This window comes from Nisaea sediminum, assembly GCF_014904705.1.
In the GTDB taxonomy this organism is placed as follows: domain Bacteria; phylum Pseudomonadota; class Alphaproteobacteria; order Thalassobaculales; family Thalassobaculaceae; genus Nisaea; species Nisaea sediminum.
The window spans coordinates 643768-668548 of sequence record NZ_JACZCQ010000003.1 but is presented as its reverse complement, the minus strand read 5'-3'; the positions used below and the strand labels follow the sequence as shown (position 1 = coordinate 668548).

Genomic DNA, 24781 nt, shown 5'->3' with positions numbered 1-24781 from the left:
GACTTCCGCCATGATGAGCCAGGAAAAGAACGACGAGATTACACTGGTCGGCGCCGATCAACCGGCGGGCCAAGTGCTGCGCCGGTACTGGATGCCGGCTGCGCTCGCCGTGGAGCTTGAGGAGGGCCCGCGCCCGGTGGTGCCGGTCCGCCTGATGGGCGAGGATCTGGTGCTGTTCCGGCGCGAGGACGACACGCTCGGCCTGATGAGCCGTTTCTGCCCGCACCGCGGCGTCGATCTCTGCTACGGCCGGCTTGAGGATGGCGGCATCCGCTGCCCCTTCCACGGCTGGCATTTCGACCAAACCGGACAATGCACGGAACAGCCGGCCGAGCCCGACGGATCGCGCATGCATGAGCGGATCAAGATCTCCAGCTATCCCGTGGTGGAGAAGGCCGGCGTCATCTGGACCTATATGGGGCCGGGCGAGCCGCCGGCTTTTCCGGCGCTCGACTGTTTCCGTGCGCCGGACAGCCACGTTTTTGCGTTCAAGGGGCTCTGGGAATGCAACTGGCTGCAGGCGCTGGAGATCGGTATCGATCCGGCGCACGCCTCCTTCTTGCACCGCTTCCTCCAGGACGAGGACCCGGCGGACGGCTACGGCAAGCAGTTCCGCGACAAGGCGGCGCAGAGCGACATGCCGATGACCAAGGTGCTGCGCGAATTCGCAAATCCGGAACTGAAGGTGGAGGAGACCGAGTACGGTCTCCGCATCATCGCGCTGCGCGATCTCGGCAACGGACAGCGCCATGTCCGGGTGACCAACCAGGTCTTCCCCTGCGCCATCACCATCCCGCTGTCGAACGAGATGACCATCACCCAGTGGCATGTGCCGATCGACGACACCCATTGCTACTGGTACTCGGTCTTCACCAGCTTCGGCACGCCGGTCGACAAGAAGAAGATGTGGGAGCAGCGGATCAAGGAGCACCGGCTGCCGGATTTCGCGCCGATCCGCAACAAGACGAACCAGTACGGCTACGATCCGGAAGAGCAGAAGACGCTGACCTACACCGGCATGGGGCTCGACATCAACGTGCATGACCAGTGGGCGGTCGAATCCATGGGAGCGGTCCAGGACCGGCGGCGCGAGCATCTGGCGTCCTCGGATGCCGCCATCGTGCGCTATCGGCGTCTGCTCCGGTCCGCGATCAAGAGTGTCAAGGAGGGCGAGGGTGCGCTGCCGCTCGTGCTGGACGAGGCCGCCGCCGAGCAGGTGAAGGGACCGATCTCGATCGACGCCATCGGACCGACAGAAGCTTGGGAGACGGTCTGGACGGACCGCGATGCCGGCCGCCGCGCCGCCTGCAGCTGGGACGCGGCGCTCTCGTGAACATGTCCGGTGAAAGACAGGCCGTGATCGACGCCGTTCTGAAGCAGGTCGCGGAAGAGGGGCTGGAAGTCGTCCGGATCTCCTTCGCCGATCAGCACGGTATCCTGCGCGGCAAGACCATCATGGCGGACGCGCTGGAGAGCGCCTTCCGCTCCGGCATCGCCATGACCTCGACCCTGCTGCTGAAGGATACCTCTCACCGCACGGTCTTCCCTGTCTGGCAGGAGGATGCGGGTTTCGGTGCCGGCCGCCTCACCGGGGCGGGCGACGTGCTGATGCTGCCGGATCCCACGACATTCAAAACCCTGCCCTGGTCGCCGCATTCGGGGTGGATGCAGGCGGATCTCGCGGACACCGACGGCACGCCGCTTGAAGTCTGCTCCCGCGGCATTCTCCGCCGCGCTGTGGAGAAGCTGAACGCGCAGGGCTACGATCTCGTCACCGGGCTTGAGGTCGAGTTCCACGTCCTGCGTGTGACCGATCCGAAACTTGGTCACGAGGATACGGGCCAGCCGGAGACGCCGCCGCAGACGGAGCTTCTCTCCCACGGTTACCAGTACCTCACCGAGGACCGCTACGACCGGCTGGAGGAGGTCTTCGATCTCGTTCGCCGCAACGCGGTTGCGCTCGGCCTGCCGGTGCGTTCCTTTGAAACCGAGTTCGGGCCGAGCCAGTGCGAGGTCACCTTCCATCCGGCCTCCGCGATGGAGCATGCGGACAACATGGTGCTCTTCCGCTCCATGGTGAAGCAGGTCTGTCGCCGTGAAGGTCTGCACGCGACCTTCATGTGTCGGCCGAAATTCAAGGACGCGATGGCGAGCGGTTGGCATCTGCACCAGTCGCTGGTCGATCTCGAGAGCGGCGACAATCTGATGGTGCCGGAAGAGGGCGAGGCGCTTTCGAAGCTCGGCCGGAGCTGGGTCGCGGGCCTGCTCGACCATGCCGCCGAGGGTTGCCTGCTCTCGACGCCGACAGTGAACGGCTACAAGCGCTACCGTCCCTTCACCCTCGCGCCCGACCGGGTGCAGTGGGGACGGGACAACAAGGGCGCGATGATCCGCGCGCTCGCCCGGCCGGGCGACGGTGCCAGCCGGGTCGAGAACCGCATCGGCGAGCCGGCGGCCAATCCCTATCTCTACATCGCCTCGCAGATCCTTGCCGGCCTCGACGGCATCGAGCGCGGACTTGAGGCGCCAGAGCCGGTCGAACGGCCCTATGAGAACGATGCCGCGCGCCTTCCCACCAGTCTCGACCAGGCGCTCGCCCTGTTCCGCGGGAGCGCCTTCTTCCGCGCCGCGCTCGGCGATGCCTATGTCGATTACTATGCCCGCATCAAGCAGGCGGAGTGGGACCGCTACGCGCAGGCGGTCTCGGAGTGGGAAGAGCGGGAGTATTTCTCGCTCTTCTGACCAGGCATCCTCTTCGCAGAAACGATCTACGCGGCATCGTCACGCCGCATTCTGCGACTTGAAATGAAAATCATTCGCATTTACAAGCCCTCAAGTTTCTTTTCCGGGGGTGAGTGTTCATGTGGAAAGTTAAGAGCGGGAAGGTCACGCTTCTCTTCGCGGCGGCGACGGCGATTCTGGCGCATGGTGCCGCGAGGGCGCAGGACAGTTCGAACCAGTCAGCGACCGAGACACTGAAGCCGATCGTGGTCGAAGGCTCACAGGTCGAACTGACGGAGACCTATGCCGGCGGACAGGTCGCGACCGGCGGCCGGGCGGGCCTGCTCGGGAATCTCGACTTCCTCGAATCTCCCTTCAGCGGCAGCGCCTATACTCAGGAGCTGATCGAGAACCAGCAGGCGGACAGCATCGGCGACGTGCTGAAGAACGACCCGACCGTGCGCGTCGCCAAGGGCTTCGGCAACTTCCAGGAGGTCTATGTCATCCGCGGCTTCCCGGTCTATTCGGACGACATCACCCTGAACGGCCTCTACGGCATCCTGCCGCGCCAGTTCGTCTCCGCCGGTTTGATGGAGCGGGTCGAGGTGTTTCGCGGCGCCAATGCCTTCATCAACGGTGCGGCCCCCGGCGGCAGTGCGGTCGGCGGAACCGTGAATCTGGTGCCGAAGCGGGCGCCGGACGAGGGGATCCGCAGCATCACCGGTGGCGTCGAGAGCGACAGCCAGTTCCTTGGCGCACTCGATCTGGGCGAGCGCTTTGGCCCGTCGAAGGAATGGGGCCTCCGCTTCAATGCGGTCGGCCGCGACGGAGAGACCGCGATCGACGACGAGGAGCGTAGCCTGCTCGCGACCTCGCTCGGCACTGATTTCGCGGGTGAGCGTTTCCGCTTCTCCGTAGATCTCGGCTACCAGGACAACCGCATCGATTCCCCGCGCCCGCAGGTGACGCCGCTTGGCGACGTGCCGGACGCGCCGGACAGCACGACCAATTATGGCCAGGACTGGACCTACACGGACGAGCGGCAGCTCTTCGGCGCGGTCCGCGGCGAGCTCGACGTGACCGACCATGTGACCGTCTGGCTCGCCGGGGGTGTGCGGGACGGCGACGAGGCGAACGTGCTCGCCAATCCCAGCGCGGCGGCGGACGGCAGCTTGACCGCCTACCGTTTCGACAATACCCGCGAGGACTCGGTCGTCTCCGGCGATGCGGGGATGCGCGGCGAGTTCCGCACGGGCCCGGTCGGGCACCGGGTCGTGGCCTCGGTCTCGGCGACCCATCTGGAGAGCAAGAATGCCTATGCCTTTTCCAGCTTCTCCGGCTTCTCCAGCAATCTCTACAACCCGGTTGATGTCGCGGCGCCGGACGCGACCTTCTTCACCGGCGGGGATCTCGATAATCCGTTGAAAACCGAGGAGACGACGAACTCGAGCGTCGCGCTTGCCGACACGCTCAGCTTCTTCGATGACCGGCTGCTGACCACGCTCGGCGTGCGCTACCAGCAGATCGAGACCAAGACATTCGACTACAACACGGGCGCCGAAGCTTCTTCATATTCGGACGAGGCGATCACTCCGGCGCTCGGGATCGTCTACAAGGCGATGCCGAACCTCTCGCTCTACGGCAATTACGCCGAGGCGCTGCAGCCGGGCGAGATCGCGCCGGCGACCAGCGGAGGGACGGCGATCAGCAATGCCGGCGAGGCTCTGGAACCGTTCAAGAGCGAACAGATCGAGATCGGCGTGAAATACGACCTCGGGACCTTCGGGGCGACGGCGAGTGTCTTCTCCATCACCCAGCAGAACGCGATCGTCGAGAACCAGGCCTACAAGGCCAACGGCGAACAGCGCAATCAGGGCATCGAACTCACCGTCTTCGGCGAGCCAATGGAGGGCGTCCGCCTGCTCGGCGGCGTCACCTTCATCGATGCCGAGCTGGAGAAGACCGAGGGGGGCACCAACGAAGGCAACAAGGCGATCGGCGTGCCGGAGTTCCAGGGCACCTTCCTCGCCGAATGGGATCTTCCCTATGTCGAGGGTCTGACCCTCGACGGCCGGGTGACCTACACCGGCGAGCAATATGTGAACGAGGCGAATACGGTCGAGCTCGACAGCTGGGCGACGCTCGATCTCGGGGTGCGGTATGTCGCCCATCTCTACGAGGTGCCGGTGACCTTCCGTGGTCGAGTCGACAATGTGACGGACGAATCCTACTGGGCCTCGACCGGAGGCTATCCGGGGGCGAATTACCTGATCCAGGGCCGCCCACGGACCTTCATGCTGACCATGACCGCGAAATTCTGATCGCTGTTCGAACTGACGAACGGAGCGGGCTGGGGCCGGGTTGCCTCAGCCCGTTTTCATTGTGAACTCAAGCCCGTGCAGGTTGCCGACATAAAGGCCGGGCTTCGTCATTCGAAAGGAAATCACCGCCGGACCGATCATGATGTCGGCCCGGTCGCGTCCGAGGCGCACCACCTTGCCCTTTTCGGTCTTGTCGGTATCGGTGCAGGTCACCGTAACCATGTCATCGAGACGCATGCCGCGTCCTCCGTTCCGTTGCCGGAACAGCATGACACATCCGCGATGTCAATTTTGTGGAGTTTCCGGGCGGGCGGAGAACGGACCCCTCAATCGAGGTCCATTTCCAGAATAGTCATATGAAAATCATAGGAAACGTCGCCCTCTTCATCGTCCTTGAAGATGACGCCGATGAATTCCCCGTCGAGCGAGACCTCGGCCGAATCGTCCTTATTGGGACGGCTGTCGATGGTGATGCCGTGATTGCCGAAGGTGCGGCGCAGGTAGCGCTGGACTTTCTCGATTTCGCTTTTGTTCACGGGTGACCCCTTTGTTCGTTGAGCCGTCGGGAATAGCCGAACCGGCGCTCCGGTTCAAGGCGTTCGGGTGAAAGCGCTTGCCGGTCTTTTCTGCGCGCGCCTATCTTCCGCTGCATGACACAGCGCGATTCTATCATCATTGACTGCGATCCGGGAATTGACGACGCGGTGGCTCTGCTGCTCGCCTTCGCCAGCCCGGACGAGATCGACCTGAAGGCGATCACCACCGTCGCCGGCAACGTGCCGCTGCACCGGACCGAGGCAAACGCCCGCCGAATCCGGGACCTTGCCGGCCGTCACGAGATCCCGATCCATGCCGGCTGTCCGCGCCCGCTGCTGAAGCCGCTGGTGACGGCGGACGACGTGCACGGCAAGACCGGCCTCGACGGCAGCGGGTTGCCGGATCCTGCCTCCTCGCTGGCGGACGGTCATGGCGCCGACGTCCTACGGCAAATGATCGGCGGCGCTCCGGGAGCGATCAAGCTGCTGCCGGTCGGGCCGCTGACCAATGTCGCGCATGCCCTGGTCGCGCGTCCGGAACTGGCGGATGAGGTCTCCTCCATCGTGCTGATGGGCGGGACTACGGGACGGGGGAACATCACGCCCCATGCCGAATTCAATTTCCATGTCGACCCGCATGCCGCCCGCATCGTCTTCGAGAGCGGCGCGCCGATCGTCATGCACGGTCTCAACGTCACACATCAGGTGAGGGCGAAGGCCGACTGGATCGCCGCGCTCCGGGCGCTCGGCACGAGGGTCGGCGATACCGCGGCCGGAATGCTCACCTTCTACGATTTCGACAACGATCCCGCCCTGCACGACGTGCTGACGGTCGGATACCTGCTCTGGCCGGAACTTTTCTCCGGCGAGGAGCGTCGGGTGGAAATCGTCACCGAGGGCGAGGAGGCAGGCCGCAGCATCGTGCATCCGGCGGGCGGCGGGGCTCCGAACGCGACGGTGATCATGGAGATCGACGCGCCCGAATTTCTTTCCCGCCTGCTCGACCGCCTCGCGCGGTATTCCTGAGGCACCATGGCATCGCAATCAGGAAAGCCGGGAAAGGCGAAGGAGCGGAAGCTGGCGCTCGCGCAGGACCCGCATGCGGTCAAGGAGCCGGCGGAGAACAACCTCGAACTGGCCATCGGCCGCGAGGTCCGGGAGTTCCGCAAGGCGCTCGGTATCACGGTGGCGGACCTTGCGAGCACGACCGGGCTTTCCGTCGGCATGCTCTCCAAGATCGAGAATGGGGCGATCTCGCCGTCGCTGACCACCCTGCAATCGGTCGCCCGCGCGCTCGGCGTTCCGATCACCGACCTATTCCGGCGCTTCGAGGAGCCGCGCAACGCGGTGTTCGTGAAGGCGGGCGAGGGCGTCCAGGTGGAGCGCCGGGGGACCCGAGCCGGACACCAGTACAACCTGCTCGGCTATCTCGAGGGCAATACCAGCGGCGTGCTGGTCGAACCCTACCTGATCACGCTGACGGAGGATTCCGACGTCTTCCCGACCTTCCAGCATCCCGGCACCGAGCTGATCTACATGCTGGAAGGGGAACTGCTCTACCGGCACGGGGATGCGACTTACCGCATGCTACCGGGAGATAGCCTGTTCTTCGACGCGGACGCGCCGCACGGTCCCGAGGACCTGATCTCCCGGCCGATCCGCTATCTCTCGATTATCTCCTATCCACAACGGTCCGGTTCCGAGTGAACGAAATATTCTCCTGAGGAATATTTTATTCTTCTCAATTGTGCTCGCCCGAGCCGCCTGCTAACGTCCGTTCGAGATCAAGAAACGGAGGTTGCCGGCCATGTGCGGCATCGTTGGATTGTTCCTGAAGGACAAGGCGCTGGAGCCGCGGCTCGGCGCGCTGCTCTCGGACATGCTGATCACCATGACCGACCGAGGGCCGGACAGCGCGGGTATCGCGATCTACGGCCCGTCCGCGAAAGGCGCGGGCAAGATCACCGTCCAGTCAGCCGATCCGAAAAGCGACTTCAAGGGGCTTGGCGCAGCGTTGTCGAAGAAGATCGGCACGGAAGTCTCCGTCGATGTGCGGGCGACCCATGCGGTGATCTCGCTCGCGGTGGACAAACTCGATGCGGCGCGCGACGCGCTGACGGAACTTCGGCCGGGCATCACCGTCATGGGACGGGGCGAGAGCGTCGAGATCTTCAAGGAGGTCGGGCTGCCGAAAGACGTGGCCGAGCGTTTCGGCATCGGCAAGATGAGCGGCACCCATGGCATCGGCCATACGCGGATGGCGACGGAATCCGCCGTGACCACCTTTGGCGCGCATCCGTTCTCGACCGGGCCGGACCAGTGTCTCGTGCATAACGGCTCGCTCTCCAACCACAACAACCTCCGCCGCGAGCTGATCAAGGCGGGGCTCCGTTTCGAGACCGAAAACGACACCGAGGTCGCGGCGGCCTATCTCAGCCACAAGCTGGCGGAGGGGCAGAATCTCGGTCATGCACTGGAAAGCGGCCTCAGCGATCTCGACGGCTTCTACACCTTCGTCGTCGGCACCAAGTCCGGATTCGGCGTGCTGCGCGACCCGATCGCCTGCAAGCCGGCGGTGATGGCCGAGACCGACGAGTATGTCGCCTTCGGCTCGGAATACCGAGCGCTGGTCGGCCTGCCCGGGATCGAGAACGCACGCGTCTGGGAGCCCGAGCCGGCCACCGTCTATTTCTGGGAGCATTGAGGAATGCCGAGCTTCGATCTGGCGAAGGTGCCGCTGCGCGAGCTGAACCAGGCGCTGCACAACGTGACCGCCGGCACGAACGAAATGGATTTCGAGGTGCTGAACCCGCGCGGCGCCCATGCGGTCGCGGTCGGGATCGACGCGCCGGTGAATGTCGATGTGCGCGGGAACTGCGGCTATTACTGTGCCGGCATGAATGCCGAGGCGACTATCACCGTGCATGGCAGCGTCGGGCCGGGCGTCGCCGAGAACATGATGTCGGGCACCGTCGTGGTGAAGGGCGATGCGAGCCAGTATGCGGGCGCCACCGGCCATGGCGGCCTGCTGGTGATCGAGGGTAATGCCTCCTCGCGCTGCGGCATCTCCATGAAGGGCATCGACATCGTCGTGAAGGGCAATATCGGCCACATGTCCGCCTTCATGGCCCAGGCCGGCACGCTGGTCGTGCTCGGCGATGCGGGGGACGCGCTCGGCGACTCGCTCTACGAGGCGAAGCTTTTCGTGCGCGGCAAGGTGAAAAGCCTCGGGGCCGACTGCGTGAAAAAGAAGATGAAGCCGAAGCATCTCGAGCTTCTGGCGGAACTCCTGAAACGCGCCGGGATCACCGACGTCAAGCCGGAGGAGTTCACCCGCTACGGCTCCGCCCGCCAGCTCTACAATTTCAACATCGACAACGCCGACGCCTATTGAGGACGGACAGATGACCTATACCAATCCCCCGACCGTCCCGCGTCAGTCCGCCACTTTCGACGATTATACGCTCTCCGAGATCCGCCGCGCCGCGGCGACCGGGATCTACGACATCCGGGGCGGCGGGGCGAAGCGCAAGGTGCCGCATTTCGACGACCTGCTGTTCCTCGGCGCCTCGATCTCGCGCTATCCGCTGGAGGGCTACCGCGAGGCCTGCGGCACCAACGTGGTGCTCGGCACCCGCTTCGCGAAGAAGCCGATCGAGCTGAAGATCCCGATCACCATCGCCGGCATGAGCTTCGGCTCGCTCTCCGGGCCCGCCAAGGAGGCGCTCGGCCGCGGCGCGACCCTCGCCGGGACCTCCACGACGACCGGCGACGGCGGCATGACGGAGGAGGAGCGCGGCCATTCCGAGATCCTCGTCTACCAGTACCTGCCGTCGCGCTATGGCATGAACCCGCGCGACCTGCGCCGGGCCGACGCGATCGAGGTCGTGGTCGGGCAGGGCGCAAAGCCGGGCGGCGGGGGCATGCTGCTCGGGCAGAAGATTTCCGAGCGGGTGGCCGCGATGCGCACCCTGCCGGAAGGCATCGACCAGCGCTCCGCCTGCCGCCATCCGGACTGGACCGGGCCGGACGATCTTGAGATCAAGATCCAGGAGCTGCGCGAGATCACCGATTGGGAGAAGCCGATCTACGTCAAGGTCGGCGGCGCGCGGCCCTATTACGATACCGCCCTTGCGGTGAAATCCGGCGCCGATGTGGTGGTGCTCGACGGTATGCAGGGCGGTACGGCGGCGACCCAGGAGGTCTTCATCGAACATGTCGGCCTGCCGACGCTCGCCTGCATCCGGCCGGCGGTCGCGGCGCTGCAGGAACTCGGCATGCACCGCAAGGTCCAGCTCGTCGTCTCCGGCGGCGTGCGCAGCGGCGCCGATGTGGCAAAGGCGCTGGCGCTCGGCGCGGACGCCGTCTCCATCGGCACGGCGGCGCTGGTCGCGATCGGCGACAACGATCCGAAATGGGAAGCGGATTACAATAAGCTCGGGACCACGGCCGGGGCCTATGACGACTGGCACGAGGGACGCGACCCGGCGGGCATCTCGACCCAGGATCCGGAGCTGATGAAGCGGGTCGACCCGGTCGCCGCCGGGCGTCGGCTCGCCAACTATCTCAAGGTGATGACGCTGGAGGCGCAGACCATCGCGCGCGCCTGCGGCAAGAGCCATGTGCATAATCTCGAGCCGGAGGATCTCTGCGCGCTGACCATCGAGGCTTCGGCCATGGCAGGCGTGCCGCTCGCAGGCACCGACTGGATACCCGGCAAGACCGGGCTCTGAACACGCCGAACGACGCGGCGCCGAACGCCGTGCGCATCGACAGGGAGAACTGGGGACTTAGGAGGGTTCATGACGAAGGATCTCGCAGCCTTTGCGAAAGAGAAGGGGGTCAAGTACTTCATGATCTCCTTCACCGACCTGTTCGGCGCCCAGCGCGCCAAGCTGGTCCCGGCCGCCGCCATCGCGGACATGCAGAAGGAGGGCGCGGGCTTCGCCGGCTTTGCCGCCTGGCTCGACATGACGCCGGCCCATCCGGATCTCTTCGCGGTCCCCGATCCGTCCTCGGTGATCCAGCTGCCCTGGAAGAAGGACGTCGCCTGGGTCGCGGCCGATTGCTTCATGGAGGAAAAACCGGTCGCGCAGGCGCCGCGCAACACGCTTCTGCGTCTGGTCGACGCCGCGGCGAAGAAGGGCCTGCGCGTCAAGACCGGCGTCGAGGCGGAATACTTCCTGATCCTGCCGGACGGCTCCGAGATCTCCGATCCGCGCGATACCGCGGTGAAACCCTGCTACGACCAGCAGGCAGTGATGCGGCGCTACGACGTCATCTCCGAGATCTGCGACTACATGCTGGAGCTCGGCTGGGGGCCGTACCAGAACGATCATGAGGATGCGAACGGCCAGTTCGAGATGAACTGGGAATTCGACGACGTGCTGAAGACGGCGGACAAGCATTCCTTCTTCAAGTTCATGGTCAAGTCGGTCGCCGAGAAGCACGGGTTGCGGGCGACCTTCATGCCGAAGCCCTTCAGCCACCTGACCGGCAATGGTTGCCATTGCCATGTCTCGGTCTGGGACAAGAAGGGCAAGGAGAACGTCTTCGCCGACAAGAAGGACGAGCTCGGTCTTTCGAAGGACGGGATGCACTTCCTCGGCGGTATCATGAGCCATGCGCGGGCCCTCGCCGCGATCACCAACCCGACGGTGAATTCCTACAAGCGGATCAATGCCGCCGGCACGCTCTCCGGCGCGACCTGGGCGCCGAACTCGGTCACCTGGTCCGGCAACAACCGCACCCACATGGTGCGCGTGCCGGGACCGGGACGGTTCGAGCTGCGTCTGCCGGACGGCGCGGCCAATCCCTACCTGCTGCAGGCGGTGGTGATCGCGGCCGGTCTCGACGGGCTGGCGGCCAAGGCCGATCCGGGCAAGCGCTACGACCACGACATGTATGCCGAACCCGCGCTCGCCGCCGACGCGCCGAAGCTGCCTCTGAACCTCCTGGACGCGATCCGGACCTTCGAGGCGGACAAAGGGCTGACCGCGGCGATGGGCAAGGAATTCTCCGCGGCCTATGTGAAGCTCAAGACCGGCGAGTGGAACAGCTACACCTCGCATCTGACCGAATGGGAACGCGAAACCACGCTCGACATTTGAAAATCGGGATGCCCTGATAGAATTCTGCCAAGCCTTTGAGGGACCTCCGATGACCGAACTGAACGAGCTGACCGCGTCCGAAGCCGCCAGGGTTCTGGCCTCCGGGGAGGCCTCGGCCGAGGACATGATGCGCGCCTGCCTGGACCGCGTCGCCGCGCGCGACGAAACCGTCCGGGCCTGGGCTTTCCTCGATCCCGAACTGGCGCTCGCCAGCGCGCGGGCCGCGGACCGGCATCGCAAGGCGGGCAACTCGCGCGGCCCATTGCACGGCCTGCCGGTGGGCATCAAGGACATCATCGAGACCGCCGACATGCCGACCGAGAACGGCTCGGACCTCTACCGGGGGCAGCGGACCGGACGCGACGCCGAGTGCGTCGCCCGGCTGCGCAATGCCGGTGCGGTGATCATGGGCAAGACGGTGACCACCGAGCTCGCGAACACCTGTCCCAGCAAGACCCGCAATCCGCACAATCCGGAGCATACGCCGGGCGGATCCTCCGCCGGCTCGGCGGCCGCGGTCGCGGATTTCCAGGTTATGCTGGCGCTCGGAACCCAGACCGCGGGCTCGGTCATCCGGCCCGGCTCGTTCAACGGCATCCATGCCCTGAAGCCGTCGCTTGGACTGATCCCGCGCGAAGGCGTGCTGATGCAGTCACACACACTCGACACGGTCGGGGTTTATGGCCGTTCGGTGGAGGACCTGGCGCTGATCACGGACAGCATGGCGGCGTTCGATGCGTCGGATGCCTTCAGCTTCGGCGGCCGCCGTTCCAGCCTTACCGCCGATCTCAATCTCGAAACCCCGGCGCCCAGGTTCGCCTTTCTCGAGACGCCGGCCTGGGCGCAGGCGGATGCGGGCGCGCGCGATGCCATCGAACGTGTGGTCGACGGTCTCGGCGCGCGCTGCGTCAGGGAGAGCCTGCCGTCCCCGTTCGATCGCATCCTCGACTTCCACGCCACGGTCATGGCGGCGGAAATGCTGACCTATTACGGACCGGATGCCGAGGCCAGCCCGGGCAAGGTCAGCGATCTGCTGAAAGCGCGTTTGGTCGCGGCCCGCAATGTTCGTGCCGGCGATTATGTCGAAGCGCAACTGGCGCGCGGAGCGATCAACGGCGCGCTGGCAGCATTGCTGGATCGCTATGACGCGGTGCTGTGTCTTCCGGCACCCGGCGCGGCGCCGAAAGGCCTCGGCTCGACCGGCAATCCCATCTTCAACGGTCTCTGGACCTATCTCGGCGTGCCCTGCGTGGCCCTGCCGCGGCTGAGCCTCGACGGTCTGCCGCTCGGCGTGCAACTGGTCGGCAAGCCGGGTGAGGATGGCAAGCTGCTGCGCACCGCCCGCTGGCTCGATCGCGAACTCGCGGGCTGATCCTGGAACTTCAGTCGGCTGATTCCGCCGCTTGCGCCTCGGCGCGCGCCCGTCTCTGACGGAGCGCCTCGCGCTGGGCGATATAGAGCGTGCTGGCGACGATGAGCCCGGCGCCGACGATCGTGCGTTCGTCGGGGATCTCCGCGAAGACGAGATACCCGGCGAAGGCGATGGTGATCAGGCGCAGGTACTGGAACACCGAAATCGCGCTCGCCTCCCCGACGGCGTAGGCCTTGATGTCGAAATAGACGCGCGCGGTGGCGCCGACGCTGAGCACGACGAGGACGATCCAGAGGTCTGTGTCCGGCCATTCCCAGTGGGAGAGCGCCGGCGGCATGCTGGCGAGCGTACTGATCACCATGAAATAGACCATCAGCGTGCCCGGCGGATCGTCCTTCGAGAGGGTTTTGCCCTGGATCAGCATGACGGCGAAGAGCGCCGCGCTGACGAGGGCGGAGAGCATGGCGAACTGCAGCCCCTCAAGGCCCGGATCGACCACCACGACGATCCCGGCGAAGCCGACGAGGGTGGCGCCCCAGCGGTGGATGCCTACTTTCTCGCCGAGCATCGGCCCGGCCAGCGCCGTCATGAAGAGCGGGGTCGAGAAGAACAGCACCGAGGCGGTCGTGATCGGCAGCGCGCCGAGCGCGTAGAAGCCCGCATTCATCGAAATCGCGCCGATCGCGCCTCGGAGCAGATGCATTTTCCAGCGCCGGCTGAACAGCACGCGTTTGCCGGAGCCGATCAGGAACGGGATCGTCATGGCGAGCGAAAGGACGCAGCGCACAAAGACGATCTGCGTCGAGGCCAGACCGTCGGAGGAGATCTTGACCCCGACGGTCATTACCGTTGCCGCGAGGCAAGAGGCGAGGATCCAGAGCGCTCCCTGCAGGTTGTTCGAGAGCGCTCCGGTTTTCACTTAGACCAGTCCTTCCAGGCCGCCATCGACACTGATCGACTGTCCGGTGATATGTTTGCCGGCACTCGAGCAGAGGAACAGGATCATGGAGGCGATATCGTCGGCCGTGACGAACTCTTTGAGCGAGGCGATCGAGGTCATCTCGCTGCGCATCTGGTTCTCGGAGATGTTCGCCGCCGCCGCCTTCGCCTTGATGACGCGGTCGATACGGTCGCCCTCGACGGGGCCCGGCTGCACGCAGTTGCAGCGGATTTTGTCCGGTCCGAGTTCCATCGCGACGGTCCGGGTGAAGCCGACGATGCCCCACTTGGCCGCCGAATAGGGGCTCCGCATCGGGAAGCCGAACTTGCCGGCCGCCGAGGACAGGTTGACGATCGCGCCGCCACCGGCCTCACGCAGATGGGGAACGGCCATCTGGGTCATCAGGAAGGTGCAGGTCAGGTTGATCTCGATGCAGGCCATCCAGTCATTGATGTCGACGCCTTCGACCGGCCCGGTCGGCCCGGCGGTGCCCGCATTGTTCACGAGGATGTCCAGCCCGCCGAGATAGTCGAGGCCGGTCTCGAACATCGTCTTCAGCGCATCTCGGTCGGACACGTCCGTCACCATGCCGTCGAGATTCGGGATCTTGTCCCGGGCACTCTCGAGCTGGTCCTGGTCGATGTCGCAGATGAACACTTTCGCGCCGGCATTGCTGAACAGCTCCGCTGTGCGGCGGCCGAGACCGCCGGCGCCTGCGGTGATGAGTGCGCGCTTGCCCGTGAGATCGAGCTGCATTGTTACCCCCCAAAGTCGGATTTGTTTCTCTTGGAGGGGCGACTATAGCTGGATTGCTGCACTGCGGCAGCAGCGAAAATGGAGCGGGATTGGTTCCGAACAGCGTTGTTTTCGAAGCTGACGCTAGCCGAATTCCCAGCCGGTGGAGGCGGCGAGATCTGTCTTGGAGACCCCGATGACGGTGACTGTGCCGCCGTCGGAGAAGGTGACCACGGTGTTGCCGGCTGTTTCCGTTCCGCTTGCGACCGTGAGACCGCTCCGCAGCACCAGGGCGTCGGTTCCGGCTGTGAAGTCCGCGACCGTGTCGTTGCCGCCGCCGAACTCGAAGATGAAGCTGTCCGCTCCGTCTCCGCCGACAAGCGTATCGTCGCCGCGATTGCCGGCGATGAAGTCGTTGCCTTCGCTGCCGGAGATCAGGTCGTTCCCCTGTCCGCCATAGAGCGTGTCGTCGCCGAAATTGCCGGAAAGGCTGTCATTGCCGGTATTGCCGTAGACGATGTCGTTGTCCTGGCCGCCGAACAGCAGGTCCGCGTTCTCGCCGCCCGACAGCGTGTCCGCGCCTTTGTTGCCGTAGAGCACATCGTTGTCGTTGCCGCCGAACACCGTGTCCGTGTCCTGGCCGCCATAGAGCGTGTCCATGCCGCCGCCGCCGAAGACATAGTCGGTGCCCTGGTTGCCGTAGACGATATCCTCGCCCCAGCCCGAGCCGACCGTGTCGTTCCCACCGCCACCGGCCAGTGTGTCGTCCTCGTCGCCGCAGGAGATGAACTGGGTCGCATCGTCACCGACGACATAGTTCTGACCCGCGCCGCCGGTGACCGTCGCATTGCCCACGATCGCCGCGAACTCGATATTGTCGATCTGCAGGGTCGAGCCCACCGGCAGGCCGCCGGTGTCGATGACGAAAGCCTCGCCGCCGTTCGTGGATTCGCCGGTGATCTGTACCGTCTGTGCCTCGGTTCCCGTGCTCGAGAAGCTGATCGAGCGGATATCCATCGACATACCGGAATTCTTGGCCAGAAAGGTCTGACCATGCCCGTCGAGAAAACTCTGGTCCGTCGAGGAGGGTTCGGTGCTCCGGATCTCGCCGGTCAGCGTGGTGCTCGCGGTACTGCTGACTTCGGCGGAGGACGTCCCCCTGTTCGTCAGCGAGACGCCGGACGGCAGGGTCGCGGTGACGAGGTTGCCGTTGCCGGTATTCTCGACCAGTGCGCCGGTCGCCTTGCCACCCGAACTGTTGACCAGCGTCCGGCTGGTGGCTGTGCCGGCGGTGTCGGCGGTGGACTGGTTCGTCACGGTAAGGCCGCTGCCGGAACTCCCGCCGGATGAGCTGCCGCTGCCGGTGGCCGGCGCGACAAAATCCGTCAGGGTCACGTCGTTGCCGGTGCCGCCGACATAGCTGATCTTGTAGGTTCGCCCGCCGGAGCTGAAGGTGGCGCCTTCGGCGAGATCCGTGAAAGTACCGGTTATGGCGCCGGTGCCGGTATTGTCGATAACCGTGAGGACATCGCCCTGCTTCGTGCTGCCGTCGGAGGCGACGGTCAGGGTGGCATCCGAGATCGTATAGGTGCCACCGCCTTTCAGGACGTCGTAGGTGAAACTGCCATTGCCGTCGGTCTTCACGTCGACGTGGAAGGTCGTGGTACTTCCCCCGGCGACGCCGATTGTCTTGTTACCGTTGACGGTCAGCCCGCCGTCGACCTCGCCGGCCCGTCCGAACTGCGCCCCGTCTTTCAGGGAGAGGGAGCCGGTCACGGTCCCGTTGCCGGCGAGCTTTCCTCCGGACTCGACCTTTACCGCATTTGTATTGCCGATCGAGCCATTGACCACGAGTGTGCCGCCGGAAACGGTTGTGCCGTCGCTCCCGCTATAGGTGTTGCTCCCGGTCAGAACCAGCGTTCCGTCACCGCTCTTTATGACGCCGCGCGAGCCGCTGATAACCCCGCTGAAGGTCGTGTCGGCGCTCTGGTTGATCGTCAGATTGCCGGCCGGCAGGGCAACCGACCCGGAACCCTTCAGCCCGCCGATCGTCTCTTCGCTGCTGGTCTGCAGAGTGCCGGTGGTCGGATTGAACGTTGCCTTGGCGAGTGCGCTGTCCGCATCCGAGGCGTTCAGGACAAGGGTGCCCCCGGTGATGTTCACCGTGCCGGTGAAGTCGGTGCTCACACCCTGGATCAGGGCGGTGCCGTCCCCGGATTTTGTCAGTGCATAGCCGGCGCTGCCGTCCGATATGGTGCCGTTATGAAAGAAGAGATTCTCGTCGACCTTGATCGTGCCGCCGCCAGACCCGACGGTGAATGCGTTTGCCGATGTAACGTTGTTGCCGGTTTTGACGAGCGTGCCGTTGTCGAGGGTGATCGTTCCGCTGCCGAGCGCGCCGGCAGTGCTCACGCTTGCCGAACCGCCGCCGGTGATCGTGAGGCCGCCTGAGAAATCGTTCGAGCCGGAGAGGGTCAGCGTCGCATTGTTGGACGCGACGCCGCCGGCGCCGGTGATCTTGGCCGAGATGACGAATGTCTGACCGGACTCCCCGGTCTTGCCGATGGTGAATTTCGCGCCCGAGGAGACTGTAATCGTCTGGGCCGTGCTGCTCGAGATCGTGACCGTGCTGCTCGAGGCGGAATAGTTCGCGGCCGAACTGGTGATGGTGACCCCGGTTGTCAGGTCGATCGACGTGACGCTCGAACCGAGCCGGATGGCGTCTGCGTCGCCGGGATTCTCGTCAGCCCAGATTTGGCCGAAGCTGTTGAGGGTGCTTGAACTCCCGCTGGAGGAGGGGGCATTGAAATTGGTCCCCAAGGCGCCGGGATGGCTGGCGAGGGCGCCCCGGGTTACACCCGGCATATGGCGCATCTGGCCGCCTGCGACATATAGGCGGCCGCCGTCATTGCCGGCGCCGACGCGATCCTCAAAGGCGGAAACCGGCGCTCCGAAGCTGCAGGCGAGAGCCTCGAGGAAGGCCCGTCCGGTTCTTCCCTTGCCGCTTTCGCAGGCGATGAGCCTGACATCCGCGCCCGCGAGACGTGCACGGATTGCGCCGACCGTGTCGGCCGCCGAGGCGAGCGCAGCTGCGTCGATCGGAAAAGCGCCCAGCTGGATTTGCCCCGGCGCGCCATGGGCCATGATGTAGAGGGCGTCGAGGGGACCGAATGAGCCGAGGATTTCGGCGATCTGCCGCAACCCGTCGCGCGAAGGGTCAATGAACCTGAGATCGGCTGCGGGAAACAGCTGTCTTGGGGATCCCCGATCCGCCACGGCCCGAGGGTCGACAATGGCGACGCTTCGTCCCGTCGCAATCAGCCCGTTTTCGCTCTGCCGGGCTGAAACGCTCGACGGTGTCGCAATACCATATCGCTTGCCGGCGGATCCGCAGGACGGTGCCGCAACTGTTCTGCTCATATCTGGAACCCCCGGCACCGGAAGATGCCGAAAAGATGTTTGAACTCAGAGCATTTATGGTTGAGACAAGATTGATCTTCGTCAACGATGCAAAAGTGACGATTTGTGACAACTATTTGTTTTAAAGCGATTATTGAGGTTAACGGGGAATGTGAAAGAAATTATCAAAGGTTCATTTATGAACGTAAACTCATTGCGGTTAATCGGGCGACTGCTTCGCGTGGAGGTGACGGATCCCTACCCGCGGATCACCGATTGCATAAAGTAGTAACCCTGTCCGTGTGCCGAGCCGATCGGCGCGTCCGTCCCGAGCTGGGCCTCGATCTTGCGCCGCAAGCGCCGGATCACCTGATCGACGAAGCGATGGTCCTCAAGATACTCGGACTTCCCCATGCGCCTGCCGATCTCGAAACGGGAAACCGGTTTTCCGGGGGCCTCCGTCAGACAGTCGAGGAGCTGGGATTCCGCCCGCGTCAATTGTATGGACTGACCGTCCGGCGCGGTCAGCTGCCATGAGAGCAGGTTCAGGTTCCAGGACGAGCTCTCCTGGCGGTCTCTTGGAACGTTGCGTTCGCGCTGTCGCTGGATCGATTGCACGGCCGCCGCAAGTTCGCCGAGGTCGACCGGCTTTACCAGATACACGTTCGCGCCGGTTTCGTAGCCGTCAATCCGGTCCTGCACCGATCCGCGTGCCGTTGCCATGACGATCCCGAGAGACGGCTCGCGTGCACGTGCCGCCGCGGCGATTTCCGCGCCGCTCTCTGCGGCCAGCCCGAGATCCAGCACCACCACGTCCGGCACCCGCTCCTCGAAATGTTGCCAGAAAGTGCGACCGTCTGAAGCGCTGCGGACATCCATGCCGCGCGCTGTCAGGAAGGCGACGACCTCTTCGAGGAGTTCCCGTTCGTCCTCCACGACGATGACGGAGATTGTGGAACCGGTGGTGCTGCTCGTCATGCGGAGAGGTCCGTCATTGAAGAGGTGAGGGGCAGGCGGATGAGGAAGCGGGTACCACCCGATGAACCCCCATCGCAACGAACCGTGCCGCCGTGCGCGGTCACAATCGAGCGGACAAGGTGAAGACCGAGACCGGCGCCGCGCGTGCCCCGGGCGTTTTCCTCCGAGCGATAGTAACGTTCGAAGATCCGCTCCCTTTCGGATGCGACTATTCCGGGGCCCTGGTCCGTAACTGTGATCTCGGCAGAGTTCTCGTCTGAGGTGACCGAGACGTTGATCGGTGTCCCGGACGGAGCGTATTTGACCGCATTGTCGAGCACGTTCGAGATCGCTACTTCCAGAAGGCGGGGGTCGGCGGTCAGGATGACGGGCGTCTCCGGAAGGTCAAGGTCGAACGGACGGTCCTGGTTCGCGGTCTTCAGCATTTCGGCCGCATCCTCGACCAGCTCGCAGATCTCGAGACGTTCTGCCTGCAGCAGCATCGCGCCGCCTTCGATCCTCTCGTCGATCAGGCAGGTGTCGATCATCCGCCTGAGACGCCGCACCGAGGCGCGGATCTTGTCCAGCCGCCCGCTATCCTCCGGCTCGCGCGTCGTCAGATTCTGCGCGGCTGAGTCGATGATCGCGAGCGGATTGCGGAACTCGTGACTGACCATGGCGACGAACTGCTGCTGCAACCGGCGCGCATCCCGTTCACGCTCGATCGCGGCATCGAGCTCCGATGTCCGTTCGGTGACCCTGCGTTCGAGAACCTTCTCTTGCTCCCGGGCCGCGGCCAGCGCCTCGCGCTGGATGTCTTCCTTCTCGCTCTGCACCCGGCCGAGGCGCTGCAGCAGCATGTAGGCGAAGACGATCATTTCGAAGACCGACCCCAATTGTGCCCCGGTCAGGGTGAGGGCATTGCTCGGGATCACGCCGAGGTCACGCATGGTGGCGAGGGCGACGGCGGCGCCGAGGCCCGTCCAGGTCAGCATCAGGGGGCGGGCGGCCGGTTCGCCGCGGAACAGGCCGACCGCCGTCAGCATGAAGAGGATGCCGGCGCCCGGCAGGACAATCGTGCTGACCAGGCTGTTTGCCCAGTAGCGCTGGTCCTCCGGGACAAGTGCGCAGAGCGCCATCAGGGCGAGGCCTGTTGCGGCAACGACCCAGATCATCAGTCGGACGGTCTGGGGGATCCGCGCCGTCGAGAGGAAGATCGCCGCGAAAGCGGCGGTCCCGACGATGGTCATCGCGACGAAGAAATGCGGGTCGACCGAATATGTCTTGGCGAACTCCGGCCAGAGATGACCGGGGCCGGTTCCGTTGATCAGCAGCCAGACACCCGAATGGGCGATCAGATTGAAGAGATAGACCAGGTAGATGGCCTGGCGGGTATAGGCAAAGAGTCCGAGCGCCGAAAGGGCAAAGACGGCCGCAATGCCGAGGTAGAAGGCCTGTACCGCGAAATAGTCCTGCTCCGCCTCGAGAAGCTGGTCGAGCCTGCGGAGTTTCAGGTCGAGGGTCACCGTGCTGCTTGTCCTGCCTCGGACCAGCAGGACCGTCCTCCCCTCGGCGATTTCCATGGGGGCAATGTGATAGCGGGTGCGGATGTCGGTGACCGGCGTCGCATGGTCACCAAGCTCGACGAAGGGAACCGGCACGCCGTCCTCGGGCACGCGGAAGACCTGGAGCCGGTCGAAGTTCGGCAGTTCGAGGCTGAGATACCAGAGGCCGGCCGCGTCCGGCGCGACCTGCAGCACGATCCGGGCCCAGAGTGTGTCGGGGATATAGCCGTGGCTGAACACCCGGGTCTCTTCCGCGGCGCCGGGAGTTGTCAGGCGGTCGAGTGCCTGGGCGGGGGTGAGTGAGCCGTCGGTGTCGAACAGGATGGTGCGCGGCAAGAGCGCTGTCGCGGAGGTTGTGCTTCCGATCTCTGTGACCGGCTCGGCGGACGCGCCCGCAGAGAAGGCGCAGAAGGTAATTAACGATACAAAAAATATGGGAATGTGTTTGCTGAAATACATCTGGGTACCGCGAAGCACGAAAATGACAGTGGGGAAGTTTCGTCAGAAACCCGAGCTGCAGCAAGTGCGCCTTGGTTAATCCTAGCGTCGTTTCTTTTCCAACACCCGTTTTATGCGGGCTTCCAGCTCGCGGTCTTCGTCCTCGGTGTGCTTCTTCATCGCCTTGTCGAGGGCCTTCTCGTGCCCCTCGTGGCCGTAGACGAGGCCGGCGATGACGAAGGCGAGGGAAAGGCCGAGCGCGGACATGGTGGCGCCAAAGCCCCAGAGTGGGCCGTATTCCCGGCCGATGACGACGATCCCCCACCAGAACGCGGCGAAGGAGGCGACGGAAGCGAGCAGAAGGAAGCCGATGCGCAGGCAGAGTCCGCCGATACGGTTGGCAGACATGAGCTCGCGGAAGGCGGCGCTGGTCTCCGCGTCGCGGATCGCGCGCGTGATGTCCTTGCGGGCGAGCTTGGTCCAGTCGCCGACATACATGCCGGTCTTACCCTCGCCGCGGCCCGGATTGAGGATCACCTCTTTCAGGTCCTCGACGATCGCGTTCGCCCGCTCCTCGGCGGGGCGGCGTTTCAGGCTGGCGAACGGCGAGTCCGATGCGCGCTCGTTCTTCTCGTCGGCAGAAGCGTCGCGTCGCAGATCGAACACCGCCGGCGTCCGGTCATCGGCCATCAGGCGTCGCGCTCCCGTGAAACTGTTCATCCGTCGGGTCTCAGGCGCATCCCTGCGCCACCATTTCATGCAAGTAGCGGTTCAGGGTGACGGTTGCAACAGGCTCGACAGGATCGAACAGCAGGGTGAGGGCGGCTGTCTCCTCGTCGTAGCGCCGGACCGAGGTCTTGGCAGCGAAGAGGGCGCCGGGGCCGGCGGTCGGCACCAGGACGCGCAGCTCGGCACGGTCGTTCGGTTTCAGGTTGCCGTAGTACCCGACGATCTTGATGCCGAGCGTGTTCCAGTCGTCGATCGTGTAGGGCGTCGATCCGACGACCGCCGTCATCGGCGCGGTGGCGCGCGGCGCGCGGCGGCGTTCGTGTCCTTTTTGCCCGGAAGAGGCGGGGGACTGTTCTGGGGACTGCGGCATGGGCGGCCTCGTTCTGTCTTCGGGTTTTCTTGGCGGCAGCGCCCTTTCTGGCGCACTCCGCGGGTGATGCCGTTCCTTTAAGCAACCCCCGTGCCACTTCCGGCAAGTGCCCGAAAACCTTTCTTTACCGATCTTAACGAACGGGCTCCGAACCCTCGAAAGTCCCATGGGAGGCGGTTTTCGCCGGTTTGCCCAAGGGCCGCGGCAAGATCTGCCGGACCCATTCTGCCGCCTGTCCTGGCCCCGGTCTTAATCTCTAGCTGTGCCGGGCCACGACCTGGTCGCGGGTCGGCCAGGCCGGGCGGGTCGCGACGTCCTTCGAGGCGCAGGAGCTGCAGCGCATCCGGGTGCCGACTTCCGGCACCGGGAAGTCCGGGCCGAGCTGCGAGATCAGCATTGCCGTCGCCGCCTCGGCATTGTGTCCGCAGCGGTTGCACCAGCAGAAGACGCCGATCCCGGCGCGGGCGAGGTCCGCGAGGGTGGCCGGACGGTTGCGCTGTTCGTCCCGCTGCAATGCCCTGTCCTTGAAGCGTCCCATCCACCCTGTTCCCATTCCACCGATCGAATGAGAACATAACAAGAACATTTAAGGTGGACAAGCATCCCCGCCATAACGGATTACGTCATTTGCGGGGCGAGGCTCGGGACCTAGCGGGAGCGCCAGACGGGGTCGAAGGTGCCGACCGGACCGGCCGGAAAGTCCCAGAAAACCGGGGTCGTCGAGAGTTCGACCGGACTGGCGAGGCGGTGGGCCGGGCCCCAGTGCGTGTTCTCAACCTGTGGTGCGAGATCGGCCGCAGTCTCGGGCGCGAAGGCGGGGGCGCCCGGATCCTCGAAACGGCCTTCCAGGAGTGCCGCGGTGCGGGCGAGGGAGGTGCGGAAACTGGAGCCGGCACCGCTGCGAACGCGTTCGGCGAGGCCGCTGAGGGCCGCGGCGGCGAGAATGAAGCCGGTCGCGTAGTCCAGCGCCTGCACGGGCAGGGGGGTCGGCCTGTCCTTCTTGTAGTGGCGCATCCCGGTCTCGGCGATCCCGCTGCTCATCTGCACGATGCTGTCGAAGCCGCGCCGCTTCGCCCAGGGGCCGCTCCAGCCGTAGGCACAGAGTGCGACATCGACCAGGCCCGGATTGAGCGCGCGGCGCCGGGCGGCATCGAGCCCGAAACCGGCGAGCGCGTCCGAGCGATAGCCATGCACCATCACGTCGGCGCCCGCGATCAGCTCCTTCAGGCGCTCCATCCCGTCGTTGGTGCGCAGGTCGAGCACGGCGGAACGCTTGCCGAGCAGCATTTCCTCCTCCAGCGCCTCGCTCCAGAGGTCCGATGGAGGATCGATCCGCAGCACGTCGGCGCCGTAGCCGGCGAGGAATCGCGTCGCGGTCGGTCCGGCGAGCACACGCGTCAGGTCAAGCACCCTGATCCCGGCGAGTGGCTGGGAGGGGACGATGTCCCAGGAGGCGGAGTCGGGGCCGGCAAAGCTTTCGTGCCGCAACAGCGGTTCGGCGGCCACCGCCTGACCTTGCGGATGGGCGGCCCAGGCTTCGGCGGAGCGCATTTCCCCGGCGCAGCCGCCGGCCGCCACGACGGCGTCCTCGAGCGGTGCGCCGTCCCATTCGGCGACCGCGGCGGCGACCTTGGTCCGGTCGGCGGTGTCGTCATCGCGTATCCCGAGGACGGAAAGCGCCGCCCTGCGGTGGTGCGGCGCATTGGTGTGGAGGCGGATCCAGCCGTCGCCGGTGTGATAGTCGCCAGCCACGGGATCCCAGACCGGCGGCAGCTCCCAGCCGTCGGGGCGGAGCGAGCTCTTGAACCAGAAGGATGCGAGCCTGCGGTCGACCGCGACCTCGGCTGGCGTGCCGTGTCGCGCCGCGATCAGGTCCGCGAGCGCTTCTCCGGCGACGGCGATGGATGCGGCCGCGAGATCGGAGACGGCGTAGACCGAGGGCAGGGCGCCAGGCTCGGCGAAGAGGGGCGCTGGCCGTTCGGGCAGCCGCGCGGCTTTCCGGATTTCGGAGAGGAAGTACGAAAGCGATGACATGGTTCTAGCCGGTAACGAGGCGGGGGAGCTTTTCGAAACGGGAGATAACGTCCACCAAGGAGGCGGAGGAAGCGAGCTTTTTGTATCCGGAGGTCAGCTCGAAGGTCGGCTGGCGCTGCCCTTTGCGCTGTTTCTTGGAGACCGAGAAGAGCGGCATTTCGTGGCTGTGCCGGAAGATCGAGAAGGCGACCCCGTCGTCGGTATGGTCGATCGCGTAATCGCGCCATTCGCCGGAGATGACCCGGCTGGAATAGAGGGAAAGGAGCTGGCCGAGTTCCTTTTTTGTGAAGAAGAGACCGCGCTGCGGCGACCGGCTTTTCTTGAGCCGAATCAGGTCCGCCATGGGCCACTCACCTACGGATTTCTTGCCAGTTCATGACATGCAGTTTTCCTGAAAAAACCACCGGCGTAAAGTCCGCGTTCATCAAACCGCCCGGGGCTGCGAGAGCGGTTTGATTTCGGGGGGCGCGCCATGTAGGTTGCGCTCTTCCGCTGAAGCGGGTGAAACGTGGCCGGACCGGACTGCCGGGCCGGCGCTTCGCAACGGAGACAGG

Annotated in this window: 22 protein-coding genes; 10 read left to right on the top strand and 12 right to left on the bottom strand. The window is 65.0% G+C overall.

The features are described 5' to 3' along the window. Window positions 1-10 precede the first annotated feature (10 nt). The 3 genes from IG122_RS08245 to IG122_RS08235 all read left to right on the top strand — a co-directional run bounded on the left by IG122_RS08245 (window position 11) and on the right by IG122_RS08235 (window position 5042). Window positions 11-1333: a Rieske 2Fe-2S domain-containing protein gene (locus IG122_RS08245; protein WP_193182316.1), complete on the top strand. Its 1323-nt coding sequence runs from the start codon at window positions 11-13 to the stop codon at window positions 1331-1333. Between the two features lie 2 nt (window positions 1334-1335). Continuing rightward, entirely contained in the window at window positions 1336-2742 is a 1407-nt protein-coding gene (locus tag IG122_RS08240) for a glutamine synthetase family protein (RefSeq protein ID WP_193182314.1), read from the top strand. 119 nt (window positions 2743-2861) lie between these two features. Beyond that, the gene (locus IG122_RS08235; RefSeq protein WP_193182312.1) at window positions 2862-5042 is read left to right on the top strand and encodes a TonB-dependent receptor; all 2181 of its coding nucleotides are present in this window, start codon (window positions 2862-2864) and stop codon (window positions 5040-5042) included. 45 nt (window positions 5043-5087) lie between these two features. Here the strand turns inward: IG122_RS08235 and IG122_RS08230 are convergent, their stop codons facing one another. Both IG122_RS08230 and IG122_RS08225 read right to left on the bottom strand, forming a co-directional pair. Beyond that, a complete protein-coding gene (locus IG122_RS08230; RefSeq protein WP_193182310.1) occupies window positions 5088-5279 on the bottom strand; it encodes a hypothetical protein in 192 nt (63 codons plus the stop codon). A gap of 89 nt (window positions 5280-5368) precedes the next feature. After that, complete coding sequence (locus tag IG122_RS08225; RefSeq protein WP_193182308.1) at window positions 5369-5578, bottom strand: DUF3126 family protein; 210 nt, start codon at window positions 5576-5578, stop codon at window positions 5369-5371. A 114-nt stretch (window positions 5579-5692) separates the two neighbouring features. On the opposite strand from IG122_RS08225, the gene IG122_RS08220 reads away from it, so the two are divergent. From IG122_RS08220 to IG122_RS08190, 7 genes are all read left to right on the top strand, one after another. Beyond that, the gene (locus IG122_RS08220) at window positions 5693-6604 is read left to right on the top strand and encodes a nucleoside hydrolase (RefSeq protein ID WP_193182306.1); all 912 of its coding nucleotides are present in this window, start codon (window positions 5693-5695) and stop codon (window positions 6602-6604) included. Between the two features lie 6 nt (window positions 6605-6610). After that, the gene (locus IG122_RS08215) at window positions 6611-7285 is read left to right on the top strand and encodes a helix-turn-helix domain-containing protein (protein WP_193182304.1); all 675 of its coding nucleotides are present in this window, start codon (window positions 6611-6613) and stop codon (window positions 7283-7285) included. Window positions 7286-7385: 100 nt separating this feature from the next. Further along, on the top strand, window positions 7386-8282 hold the full coding sequence (locus IG122_RS08210) for a class II glutamine amidotransferase (protein ID WP_193182302.1): 897 nt from the start codon (window positions 7386-7388) through the stop codon (window positions 8280-8282). A 3-nt stretch (window positions 8283-8285) separates the two neighbouring features. Then, the gene (locus IG122_RS08205) at window positions 8286-8972 is read left to right on the top strand and encodes a GltB/FmdC/FwdC-like GXGXG domain-containing protein (protein ID WP_193182301.1); all 687 of its coding nucleotides are present in this window, start codon (window positions 8286-8288) and stop codon (window positions 8970-8972) included. Window positions 8973-8982: 10 nt separating this feature from the next. Further along, complete coding sequence (locus IG122_RS08200; protein WP_193182299.1) at window positions 8983-10311, top strand: FMN-binding glutamate synthase family protein; 1329 nt, start codon at window positions 8983-8985, stop codon at window positions 10309-10311. 69 nt (window positions 10312-10380) lie between these two features. After that, complete coding sequence (gene glnT, locus IG122_RS08195) at window positions 10381-11688, top strand: type III glutamate--ammonia ligase (protein WP_193182297.1); 1308 nt, start codon at window positions 10381-10383, stop codon at window positions 11686-11688. A gap of 49 nt (window positions 11689-11737) precedes the next feature. Beyond that, window positions 11738-13060: an amidase gene (locus tag IG122_RS08190; protein WP_193182295.1), complete on the top strand. Its 1323-nt coding sequence runs from the start codon at window positions 11738-11740 to the stop codon at window positions 13058-13060. 10 nt (window positions 13061-13070) lie between these two features. Here the strand turns inward: IG122_RS08190 and IG122_RS08185 are convergent, their stop codons facing one another. From IG122_RS08185 to IG122_RS08140, 10 genes are all read right to left on the bottom strand, one after another. Beyond that, on the bottom strand, window positions 13071-13979 hold the full coding sequence (locus IG122_RS08185; RefSeq protein ID WP_193182293.1) for a DMT family transporter: 909 nt from the start codon (window positions 13977-13979) through the stop codon (window positions 13071-13073). Beyond that, window positions 13980-14756 carry an SDR family oxidoreductase gene (locus tag IG122_RS08180; RefSeq protein ID WP_193182291.1) on the bottom strand — a complete coding sequence of 259 codons (777 nt, stop codon included), beginning with the start codon at window positions 14754-14756 and terminating at the stop codon, window positions 13980-13982. Between the two features lie 123 nt (window positions 14757-14879). Then, the gene (locus tag IG122_RS08175; protein ID WP_193182289.1) at window positions 14880-18155 is read right to left on the bottom strand and encodes a DUF4347 domain-containing protein; all 3276 of its coding nucleotides are present in this window, start codon (window positions 18153-18155) and stop codon (window positions 14880-14882) included. 237 nt (window positions 18156-18392) lie between these two features. Beyond that, on the bottom strand, window positions 18393-19112 hold the full coding sequence (locus tag IG122_RS08170; RefSeq protein ID WP_193182288.1) for a response regulator transcription factor: 720 nt from the start codon (window positions 19110-19112) through the stop codon (window positions 18393-18395). After that, on the bottom strand, window positions 19109-20992 hold the full coding sequence (locus tag IG122_RS08165; RefSeq protein ID WP_193182287.1) for a sensor histidine kinase: 1884 nt from the start codon (window positions 20990-20992) through the stop codon (window positions 19109-19111). Before IG122_RS08165 ends, IG122_RS08170 begins: the two co-directional genes overlap by 4 nt. Before the next feature lie 204 nt (window positions 20993-21196). Further along, the gene (locus tag IG122_RS08160) at window positions 21197-21784 is read right to left on the bottom strand and encodes a hypothetical protein (protein WP_193182286.1); all 588 of its coding nucleotides are present in this window, start codon (window positions 21782-21784) and stop codon (window positions 21197-21199) included. A gap of 40 nt (window positions 21785-21824) precedes the next feature. Next, window positions 21825-22193, bottom strand: coding sequence for a hypothetical protein (locus IG122_RS08155; RefSeq protein ID WP_193182285.1), 369 nt, complete (start codon window positions 22191-22193; stop codon window positions 21825-21827). 256 nt (window positions 22194-22449) lie between these two features. Further along, entirely contained in the window at window positions 22450-22731 is a 282-nt protein-coding gene (locus IG122_RS08150; protein WP_193182284.1) for a hypothetical protein, read from the bottom strand. Between the two features lie 110 nt (window positions 22732-22841). After that, complete coding sequence (locus tag IG122_RS08145; RefSeq protein WP_193182283.1) at window positions 22842-24227, bottom strand: CoA transferase; 1386 nt, start codon at window positions 24225-24227, stop codon at window positions 22842-22844. Window positions 24228-24231: 4 nt separating this feature from the next. Continuing rightward, on the bottom strand, window positions 24232-24570 hold the full coding sequence (locus IG122_RS08140) for a DUF2794 domain-containing protein (protein WP_193182282.1): 339 nt from the start codon (window positions 24568-24570) through the stop codon (window positions 24232-24234). Window positions 24571-24781: the final 211 nt, after the last annotated feature.